Consider the following 9,817-nt stretch of genomic DNA (forward strand, 5'->3'; position numbering starts at 1 on the left):
TTGGGGAGCGCGGGGCTGGCGGAGCTGCTGGACGGGCGGCCGGTGGCGCTGCTGGTGCGCGGCTGAGGCCGCCGGGGCCGGCGTCGCCATCCCTTCGGTCACGGGCGGCGCCGCTCCCGCGGTAGGGAATTTCCGTCGCGATGTGAACGGAGCATTTACACCCACCGGCCCCCGCGCTACCTTCACCTGGAGATGGGAGCGCTCCCATCAGTCACAGTCACACCCCCACACGTGCTTGAAGGGACCTCCGGCACGATGACGACACGCTTAGAGGGCATGCCGGCCGTGAATGGCATGTCCACACCAAAGACGAGCCGCCCCCGCAGAGGCGTCCTGCTGACGCTGCTGGCCGCACTGCCGGCCCTGTGCCTGGTGTTCTTCCTCCCCGCGGGCAAGGCCCAGGCCCACGGCGCGCCCATGAACCCGGGCAGCCGCACCTATCTGTGCTGGGAGAACGCCCACACCTCCTCCGGCGCGCTCCAGCCGGACAACCCCGCCTGCGCGGACGCCCTGGCCCAGGGCGGGTCCACCCCGTTCTACAACTGGTTCGCCGTGCTCCGCTCCGACGGCGCCGGGCGCACCGAGGGCTTCATCCCCGACGGCGAACTGTGCAGCGGCGGCACCGGCGGCCCGTACGACTTCACCGCCTTCAACCAGGCCCGCTCCGACTGGCCGTACACCCGGCTGACCTCCGGCGCCCAGATGCGGTTCGCCTACAACGCGTGGGCCGCCCACCCGGGCACCTTCCACCTCTACGTCACCAAGGACGGCTACGACCCGAACCAGCCGCTGGGCTGGGACGACCTGGAGGAGCAGCCCTTCGACTCGGTGACCGACCCGCAGTTGTCCGGCTCGGTCGGCACCATCGACGGCAAGTACACCTGGACCAGCGCCCTCCCGGCGAACAAGAGCGGCCGCCACATCATCTACATGGTGTGGTCGCGCTCTGACAGCAACGAGACCTTCTACAGCTGCTCCGACGTCGTCTTCGACGGCGGCAACGGCGAGGTCGTCTTCCCCGGTTCGGAAGGCGGCGAGGACCCGGGCGACCCCGGTGAGGAGCCGACCGACCCCGGTGAGGAGCCGACCGACCCCGGTGAGGAGCCGACCGACCCGGGCACGGCCTCCTGCACCGCCGCCATCCGCAAGGTCAACGACTGGGGCAGCGGCCACCAGGGCGAGGTGACCGTCACCAACCGCGGCGACACCACCCTGAGCGGCTGGACGGTCCACTTCGAACTGGCCTCCGGCCAGCGGGTCGACAGCCTGTGGAACGCCTCGCCCACCTACGACGGCTCCAACGTCTACGCCCAGAGTCAGCAGGGCTCGACTCTGGCACCGGGGCAGTCGGCGACCTTCGGCTACGTGGTGAACGGCGGAGCCGGTAACCCGTCCGCACCGCACTGCATGCCGCGCTGAGCGCGGCGCCCGCCCTCCGCGGGCACCGGTTGAGAGGTGGGGCGGGTCAGCGGCTGCCGAGGCGGAAGCCGACCCGCCCGAACCTCACATGATCCCCCGGACGCACGCTCACCGATCCGGTCACCCGGCGGCCGTTGACCCACGTGCCGTTGGACGAACCCAGATCGCGCAGTGTCCAACCCCGCGCCGAGCTGTGCAGCTGGGCGTGCGTCCGGGACACCGTCTCGTCGTTCAGCCGCAGCACCGAACCGGGCGCACGTCCGATGCTCATCGGATACGGGCCGGGCGCGGGCAGCATCAGCTCCGGCAGCCGGGCCGTCCGCCAGGCCCACCGCAGCCTCCCCGGCAGCGCCGAGACCACGCCGACGAACCTGATGAGCGCCGGCTCCGGCGGCCGGGGGCGCAGGTCGTGCACCGCCGCTTCGATCTCGTCGAAGCGGCGGGCGGTGAGGATCAGATCCATCCGGTGCTCGAACGTCCCGCTCGACACCCGTCCCTCGGCCGCGCTCTCGCGCAGCACCTCCATGGCGCGTTCCCGGTCCTCCTCCGACGGACGCGGCGGAACTGCCCGGGACTCCACAGATGCCATGACCCGTCATTCTCCGGACCCGCCCGGAAGCTGTCCAGCCCGCTCCGGGCGAAGCCGCGGGGGCCCGGGCGGCTCAGAGCCGGCCGAGGTCGACCTTCACGGGGAAGGGCGCCGAGACCCTGACCTCGCCGGTGAAGACCTCACCGTCCCGATAGACCCCGGCGGCCGGGTCGAGGACGTGGGTGTACACCAGCGGGACCCCGGTTGCGGCCTGCTCGACCCTCCAGTAGAAGGCGATGCCGGCCCTGGCGTACTGCTCCGCCGTGATCTGCTCGTGCATCCACGCCGGAGCCACCGGCTCGGCGGTCATGGGCACCTCCCGCACCTGCGTGGCGGACCTGGGCTTGCCGGGCCCGAGCCTACTGTCTTCCGCCCTCCCGGCACCCGGGCCGGAAAACGCGTGGACGCCCGATGGGCCGCCGGGCTACGGTGCGCTCACGCCCCTGGGCCGGAAGAGGAGGTGAGAGCCGTGCACGCTGCATGTACCCCTGCCGTCACGCGCTTCCGCCCCGTCCGCCGGGCGTTCCTTCCCTGACCGGGAGCGCGGCGGTGTCCGTGTCCTCCGCGAAGGAACCACATCATGACCTCTCCGGCCTCCACGGTCGTCCGCGCGCTCGCCGAGGGCGAGGCGCGCGAGCTGTTCACCTCCCTGCCCGACCCGACCGCCTCCCTGGTCGGCCGCTCCCTGCTGGGGCGGCCGTACACCACCGTCGCCGAGGGCGGCGAGTACCGTCCCGAGTGGACCTGGGTGGCCCTGCGCGACGGCGAGGTGGTCGCGCGCGCCGCCTTCTGGGGCGGGCCCGGCGACACCGAGCCGATCGTGCTCGACTGGTTCGACTTCACCGACCGCGACGCCGCGGTGGAGCTGCTGCGGCGCGTCCCGCTGCGTGCCGAGTACGAGCTGATGCTGCCGCCCGGCTGGCGCGGCCGGGAGGAGGTGCGGGCCGCCGCCGAGGCCCGCATCGAGGCGGCCGGGGCCGCCGGTTACGCGTTCCTGGTGGAGCGCCTGCGCTACCTCTGGACCCCGGAGTGCGGGCTGCCCGGGCGCCCCGGCCGGCTGGAGTTCCGCCCGGTGCCGGACGGCGAGGCGGGCGACGAGGAGGTCCTGGAGGTGCTGCGCCGCATCCACTCGGCCACCCTGGACGCGCACGCCCTCCGTGCGATCGCCGCCGGCGGCGTGGAGCGCGCCGCGCGGGAGGAGCTGGACTTCTTCCGCTGGTGCTCCTCGCCGCGTGAGTGGTGGCGGCTGGCGTACACGCCGCGGGGCGAGCTGGTGGGCCTTCAGGTCCCCGCGCGCAACCCCTCCGGTCCCTGCGTCGGGTTCATCGGGGTGGTGCCCGGACAGCGCGGCCGCGGGTACGCCTACGACCTGCTGGTGGAGTGCACCCGTCAGCTCGTCGCCGAGGGGGCCGGTGCGATCGCGGCGGCCACCGACGTGGGCAACACCCCGATGGCCGCCCACTTCGCCCGTGCCGGGTATCCGGTGGTGCAGCGCCGCGTCTGCATGGGCCGCGCAGCAAGCTGAAACCCGCCGAAACGGGCATGCTGGAGCTCTGAGGTGCCGTCGGCCTAAGGAGATCTGCGGTGTTGTTCGAGGTGTGGGCGCCACACGCGCGACGGGTCGTGCTGCACGCTGGGGGCGAGGAGCACCCCATGCACCGCGACCCGGAGCGCGAGGGGTGGTGGCGGGCCGAGGCGTCCGCCGGGCACGGGACCCGCTACGGCTTCGCGGTCGACGACGGGCCCGTCCTGCCCGACCCCCGCGCCCGCCGGCTGCCCGAGGGCCCCGACGGGCTCGCCGCGGTGGTGGACCGGGAGGCGTACGTCTGGCGGCACGACTGGGAGGGGCGCGGCCTGGACGGCGCGGTCCTGTACGAGCTGCACGTCGGCACCTTCACCGAGGCGGGCACCTTCGACGCGGCGGCCGGCCGGCTGGGCCACCTGGCCGACCTGGGCGTCACCCATGTCGAGCTGATGCCGGTCGGCCCCTTCCCCGGCGTCCACGGCTGGGGCTACGACGGGGTGGCGCCCTGGGCGGTGCACGAGCCCTACGGCGGGCCCGAGGGCCTGAAGCGGTTCGTGGACGCCGCGCACGGCCACGGGCTGGGCGTGGTCCTGGACGTGGTCCACAACCATCTGGGTCCGTCGGGCAACCGGCTGCCGGAGTTCGGCCCGTACTTCACCGAGCGCCACCACACCCCGTGGGGGGCGGCGGTCAACCTGGACGCGCCCGGCTCGGACGAGGTGCGGGCGTACTTCGCCGGCAGCGCGCTGGCCTTCCTGCGCGACTACCGGCTGGACGGGCTGCGGCTGGACGCGGTGCACGCGCTGATCGACGAGCGGGCCGAGCACTTCCTGGCCGAGCTGTCGGCGGCCGTGGAGGGCCTGTCGGCCGAGCTGGGCCGCCCGCTGTTCCTGATCGCCGAGTCCGACCGCAACGATCCGCGCACCACCGCGCCGCGCGAGGAGCACGGGCTGGGCATGGACGCCCAGTGGGACGACGACATCCACCACGCCCTGCACACCGCGCTGACCGGCGAGGCGCAGGGCTACTACGCCGACTTCGCCCGCGCCCCGATGGCGGCCCTGGCCAAGTCGCTGACCGGCGCGTTCTTCCACGACGGCACCTACTCCTCCTTCCGGGGCCGCCGCCACGGCCTGGCGGTGGACCGCACCGCCACCGAGGCCCACCGCTTCCTCGCCTACGCCCAGACGCACGACCAGATCGGCAACCGGGCCCGCGGCGACCGGCTGGCCTCCCACCTCTCCCCCGGCCTGGCGGCCTGCGCGGCGGCCCTGGTGCTGTGCGGGCCGTACACGCCGATGCTGTTCATGGGCGAGGAGTGGGGGGCGCGCACCCCCTGGCAGTACTTCACCGACCATCAGGACCCGGAGCTGGCCGAGGCGGTGCGCCGGGGGCGGCGGCGGGAGTTCGCCGCGCACGGCTGGTCGGAGGCGGACGTGCCCGACCCGCAGGACCCGGCCACCCGGCTGCGCTCCTGCCTGGACTGGGACGAGCCGCACCGCGAGCCGCACGCCGGCCTGCTGGCCTGGCACCGGGCGCTGATCGCGCTGCGCCGCGCCCACGTCTCGCCCCGCACCCGGCTGGTGGACGTCCACGTCGCCTACGACGAGGAGCGGCGCTGGCTGTGCATGCGCCACGGCGGGCTGCACGTGGCGGTGAACCTGGCCGGGGAGGGCACCGCCGAGATCCCGCTGTCGGTGCACACCGCCGCCGAGCTGGCCTCCTGGGGCGAGTGCGAGGCCCCGGAGGGCGACGGCCTGCTGCGGCTGGGCCCGCACTCGGCGGCGGTGCTGCGGTAGTCCGGCCCCGCGCGGGGTGCGCGGGCGGCGGGCTCGGCGGGTGCGGTCAGCCCTCCAGGGCCATCCGCAGGCCCAGGGCTATCAGCACGCCGCCGGAGACCTGCTCCAGGCGGCGGCGTACGGCCGCGCGGTCGATCAGGCGCCGCATCCGGCCCACGCCCCACACGTAGCAGGCGTAGTAGCCGGTCTCGAAGAGGGCCCACACCGCGGCCAGCGCCACCATCGCGGGCAGTTGCGGGGCCCCGGCGGGGACGAACTGCGGCAGGAAGGACAGGGCGAAGACCGCGGCCTTGGGGTTGGCGAGGTTGAGGACGAGGCCGGCCCGGTACGACCGCCACACCGGCTCCCGTACGGACGCGGGTACGGCCGGGGACGCGGACTCGGGCACGGCCGGGGGCTCGTCGCCGTCCGCCACCGCCGCGCCCCGCGTGCGCCGGGCGGCGCGCAGCGCCTGGAGGCCGAAGACCACCAGCACCACCGCGCCCACCACGCGCAGCGCGTCGTAGGCGAGCTGGGAGGCGGCCAGCAGCGCGGTGAGGCCGAAGGCGGCCACCACGCCCCACACGAAGACGCCGGTCTCGTTGCCGAGGACCGTCGCCATGCCGTGCCGGTGGCCGATCAGGGAGCGGCGGATGATCAGTACGGTGCTGGGCCCCGGGGAGGCGGCGATCAGCAGGCAGGCGCCCAGGAAGGGCAGCAGCGTCTGGTGCATGGCCGCCATCATCCGCCCGCCCGCGCGCGGCGCGGCGGCGGGGGCCGCGTTCGGCCCCCGGACCCCGGCGGGACCCGGGATCCGGGGCCCGGGGTCCCGCCGGGATCCGGGGCCCGGGGCTCGTCAGCCCTCCTCGGGCACCAGCTTCAGGGAGATGGAGTTGATGCAGTAGCGCTCGTCCGTCGGGGTCGGGTAGCCCTCGCCGCGGAAGACGTGGCCCAGGTGGGAGCCGCAGCGCGCGCAGCGCACCTCGGTGCGGACCATGCCGTGGGAGCGGTCCTCCAGCAGTTCGACGGCCGAGGAGTCGGCCGGGTCGAAGAAGCTGGGCCAGCCGCAGTGGGACTCGAACTTGGTGTCGGAGCGGAACAGTTCGGCCCCGCAGGCGCGGCACTGGTAGACGCCGGTGGTCTTGGTGTGGTTGTACTCACCGGTGAAGGCCGGCTCGGTGCCCGCCTCGCGCAGCACGTGGTACTCGGCGGGGCTGAGCTCCTGCCGCCACTGCTCGTCGCTCTTGTCGATCTCGTAACCCATGGGTCTCTCCTCGGCCTATCGGTTCGCCGGGCGGGCGGCCAGCCGCTCCAGCACCGTCGTGCCGAGTTCGGTGACGTCGCCCGCTCCCATGGTGAGAACGAGATCGCCGGGCTCGGCCATTCCGGCGATCAGGGCGGCGGCGGCCCGCTTGTCGGACTCGGGCCGCGTCCGCGCGCCCGCGGCCAGTGCGGCGTCGGTGATGACGGCGCTGGTGACGCCCGGGATCGGGTCCTCGCGGGCCGGGTAGATGTCCAGGACGACCGAGGCGTCGGCCAGTGCCAGGGCCTGCCCCATCTCCGCTCCCAGCTCCCGGGTGCGGCTGAACAGGTGCGGCTGGAAGAGGACCAGCACCCGGCCGCCCGCGGCCGCTCCCCGGATGGCCTCGATGTCGGCGGTCATCTCGGTGGGGTGGTGGGCGTAGGAGTCGATGACCCGCACCCCTCGCGCCTCGCCCTTGGGCTGGAGGCGGCGGTTGACGCCGGTGTAGGAGGCCAGTGCCGCGGCCAGGTCGCCGGCCGGGACGCCCAGCGCCGCTCCGGCGGCCAGGGCGGCGACGGCGTTGTGGGCGTAGTGGCGGCCGGGGACGGAGACGGTGAAGGTGTGCTGCACGCCGTCGAGGACGGCGGTGACCTCGCTGGTCAGCCCCTGCGGGAGGACCTTGAGGACGCGTACGCCGGCGTCCTCGGCCTCGCCGTAGGTGACGACCCGCAGGTCCCGGGGGTCCTCGGCGGCGCGGGCGCGCAGGCGGGCGGTGAACTCGCGGGCGCCTTCGTGGTCGGCGCTGACCACCAGGGTGCCGCCGGGGCGGACGCGGTCGGCGAAGGTGAGGAACGACTCGTGGATCTCCTCCATCGAGGCGTAGTTGGCGTGGTGGTCCAGCTCCACGTTGAGGACGATCGCCACCTCGGGGGCGTACTTGTGGAAGCTGCGGTCGCTCTCGTCGGCCTCGGCGACGAAGATCTCCCCGCCGCCGTGCCGGGCGTTGGTGCCGGGGCCGTCGAGGTCGCCGCCGATGGCGTACGAGGGGTCCAGGCCCATCGCCTCCAGGGCGACGGCGAGCATGGAGGTGGTGGTCGTCTTGCCGTGGGTGCCGGCGACGGCGATGGGGCGCAGGCCGTCCATGAGGGCGGCCAGCGCGTCGGAGCGGTGCACGACGGGCACGCCGCGCTCGCGGGCGGCGGCCAGCTCGGGGTTGTCCTCGCGGATGGCGCTGGAGACGACGACGGCGGTGGCGTCGGCGGCGAGGTGGGCGGCGGCGTGGCCGATGTGGACGGTGGCCCCGAGGGCGCGCAGCGCCGCGGCGGTGGCGGACTCCCTGGCGTCGCTGCCGGCGACCTCGGCGCCGCGCTGGGCGAGGATCTTCGCGATGCCGGACATTCCGGCTCCGCCGATGCCGATGAAGTGCGGTCGTTCCATCGCGGTCGGCAGGCCGGGCGCCATGCGGTGTCCTTTCGGGGTGCTCCGGGCGGTGTGCCCGCCGGGGCTGCTTTCTCGGGGGTTCTCGGGGTTCTCGGGTCTGCTCGGACGTTCTTCGGTGCTCGGACGCTCTCGGGGGCTTGTGGAGGTTCCGAGGTGCTCCGGGGTGTCCGTGTGGTGGTGCGGCCGGGCCGCGCACGCCGCCGGCGGGCACCCGGCCCCAGCCTATGCGAGCGGGCCGGGTGCCCGCGGTCGGCGTGCGGCGCCCGCGGGCACCCGGCCTACTCGCCGTGGGCGAACAGCTTGAGCACGGGGACGCCGACCTTGTGGCGGGCCCGGGAGGCCCAGTCCCGGTGGAAGAACTCCTCCACCAGGTGCGGCGCGGTCAGCACGATCACCTCGTCGGCGCCGGTCTCCTCCACCACCGAGGTGAGCACGTCCAGGGGGTGGTCCTGGACGATCTGGCCGACGGCCTCCGCCCCCGCCGCGCGCAGTGCGCCCAGCGAGTGCTCCAGCGCCCGCTCGGCCGGGGAGACCGGGCTGCCGGCCGCCTCCTCGTCGTCCTGCCCGGTGGCCTCGCGGACGGCGTCGTCCAGCTCGCCCAGTGCCACGTCGTCCAGGGCACGCAGCAGCCGGTCCTGGTCGCCGCGCGGTTGCATGAGCACGACGAACGAGACGGGTTCGTCGCCGTGGAGTGTGGTGACGAGCTCGACGTCGGTGGGCACCAGCGGCTTCTCGATCATCAGTACGGATGTGAACACGGCAGGTGCCCTTCCTCCTGACGGGTCGGCGACCCGTACGACGACTATCCCGCCCCACATCGGCGTGGGACTGCACATTTCACTCTGCGTATCTCATTCTGTGCACGTCACACCTTGTTGGCGCGGGCAAACAGATCCGGTCATTCCCCGGCCGCTCCCGGGGAGCGGCGGTAGCGGGAGAAGAGGAACCCGTCCTCCTCCAGCAGGGAGGTCAGCTCGTATCCCACGGGGGTCTCGAAGCCGGGGCCGTCCAGGATCCGCGCCGCGTCCCCGGCGGTGATCCGGGGGGAGACGGTCAGGCACAGCTCGTCCAGTACGCCGGCGGCCGCGAAGCGGCCCAGCAGGCGCGGCCCGCCCTCGGTGAGCAGCCGGGTGTGGCCGTGCCCGGCCAGCAGTCCCGGCACCCGTGCCGGGTCCACCTCCGCGCCCTCGCCCGCGTGCACCACCACCGCGCCCGCCTCGCGCGCCGCCTCCTGGCGGCCGGCCGGGGCGGCGGCTCCGGTGAGCACCAGGGTGGGCACCAGCGGCTCGGTGAACAGCGGCAGGGAGAAGTCCAGGTCCAGACTCGCGCTGACGACCGCGATGGCAGGGGCCGGCCCCTGCCCGGCCGCCTCGCGCCGGGCGGCGAAGGCCTCGCGGCGGCGGGCCGGGCGGTACCCCTCCCGGCGTACCGTTTCGGCGCCGACGACCACGGCGTCCGCCAGGGCGCGCAGCACCCCGAAGATCCGCATGTCGGCGTCGGAGGACAGCGGCTGGGAGCGTCCGCCGTGGTGGGCGGCGCCGTCGAGGGAGGCGACCATGTTGCCGCGCAGCCAGGGCCGCGCGGCCTCCCCCGCCTCCCCGCCCCCGGCAGCGGTGGCGGGGTAGGCGTACGCGTCGGCGATCTCCTCGAGCGTCCAGGGCCGGTCGGCGGACGGCGGCTCCCGGCGCCCGGGGGCCGTGGGTGCGGCGGGGTACTCGAAAGGAGGGAACAGGCGTCGCATACGGCGCAGTGTGGCACGTGCCACTGGCGTGTTTCGCGCCCCGCCACGCCACGTACAGTGATAAGGGTGTCGTCCTCCCCCG

10 protein-coding genes are annotated in these 9,817 nt (G+C 74.4%); 3 read left to right on the forward strand and 7 right to left on the reverse strand.

All coding sequences use genetic code 11. The annotated features are described in order from the left end of the window. The first annotated feature begins 276 nt into the window (after nt 1–276). Nucleotides 277–1,419, forward strand: coding sequence for a lytic polysaccharide monooxygenase (locus L7D48_RS14180; RefSeq protein WP_237879794.1), 1,143 nt, complete (start codon nt 277–279; stop codon nt 1,417–1,419). 46 nt (nt 1,420–1,465) lie between these two features. Here L7D48_RS14180 and L7D48_RS14185 read toward each other — a convergent pair whose 3' ends face one another. After that, nucleotides 1,466–2,008 (reverse strand): DUF1707 and FHA domain-containing protein, encoded by a 543-nt coding sequence (locus tag L7D48_RS14185; RefSeq protein WP_237879795.1) that lies wholly within the window; start codon nt 2,006–2,008, stop codon nt 1,466–1,468. A gap of 73 nt (nt 2,009–2,081) precedes the next feature. Further along, complete coding sequence (locus tag L7D48_RS14190; RefSeq protein WP_374492216.1) at nt 2,082–2,318, reverse strand: hypothetical protein; 237 nt, start codon at nt 2,316–2,318, stop codon at nt 2,082–2,084. Nucleotides 2,319–2,588: 270 nt separating this feature from the next. On the opposite strand from L7D48_RS14190, the gene L7D48_RS14195 reads away from it, so the two are divergent. Next, nucleotides 2,589–3,533 (forward strand): GNAT family N-acetyltransferase, encoded by a 945-nt coding sequence (locus tag L7D48_RS14195; RefSeq protein WP_237879796.1) that lies wholly within the window; start codon nt 2,589–2,591, stop codon nt 3,531–3,533. Between the two features lie 59 nt (nt 3,534–3,592). After that, complete coding sequence (gene treZ / locus L7D48_RS14200) at nt 3,593–5,332, forward strand: malto-oligosyltrehalose trehalohydrolase (RefSeq protein ID WP_237879797.1); 1,740 nt, start codon at nt 3,593–3,595, stop codon at nt 5,330–5,332. A 46-nt stretch (nt 5,333–5,378) separates the two neighbouring features. On the opposite strand, the gene L7D48_RS14205 is transcribed toward treZ, so the two are convergent. The 5 genes from L7D48_RS14205 to L7D48_RS14225 all read right to left on the reverse strand — a co-directional run bounded on the left by L7D48_RS14205 (nt 5,379) and on the right by L7D48_RS14225 (nt 9,735). Beyond that, nucleotides 5,379–6,044 carry a LysE family translocator gene (locus tag L7D48_RS14205; RefSeq protein ID WP_237879798.1) on the reverse strand — a complete coding sequence of 222 codons (666 nt, stop codon included), beginning with the start codon at nt 6,042–6,044 and terminating at the stop codon, nt 5,379–5,381. 123 nt (nt 6,045–6,167) lie between these two features. Further along, nucleotides 6,168–6,575, reverse strand: a complete 408-nt coding sequence (gene msrB, locus L7D48_RS14210) for a peptide-methionine (R)-S-oxide reductase MsrB (RefSeq protein WP_237879799.1) — start codon at nt 6,573–6,575, stop codon at nt 6,168–6,170. Nucleotides 6,576–6,590: 15 nt separating this feature from the next. After that, nucleotides 6,591–8,015 carry a UDP-N-acetylmuramate--L-alanine ligase gene (gene murC, locus L7D48_RS14215; RefSeq protein ID WP_237879800.1) on the reverse strand — a complete coding sequence of 475 codons (1,425 nt, stop codon included), beginning with the start codon at nt 8,013–8,015 and terminating at the stop codon, nt 6,591–6,593. Nucleotides 8,016–8,272: 257 nt separating this feature from the next. Further along, nucleotides 8,273–8,752: an indole-3-glycerol phosphate synthase gene (locus L7D48_RS14220; RefSeq protein ID WP_237879801.1), complete on the reverse strand. Its 480-nt coding sequence runs from the start codon at nt 8,750–8,752 to the stop codon at nt 8,273–8,275. Nucleotides 8,753–8,892: 140 nt separating this feature from the next. Next, a complete protein-coding gene (locus L7D48_RS14225; RefSeq protein WP_237879802.1) occupies nt 8,893–9,735 on the reverse strand; it encodes a pyrimidine reductase family protein in 843 nt (280 codons plus the stop codon). Nucleotides 9,736–9,817 lie beyond the last annotated feature (82 nt).

This window comes from Streptomyces sp. ICN903, assembly GCF_022015835.1.
Lineage (GTDB): Bacteria > Actinomycetota > Actinomycetes > Streptomycetales > Streptomycetaceae > Streptomyces > Streptomyces fenghuangensis.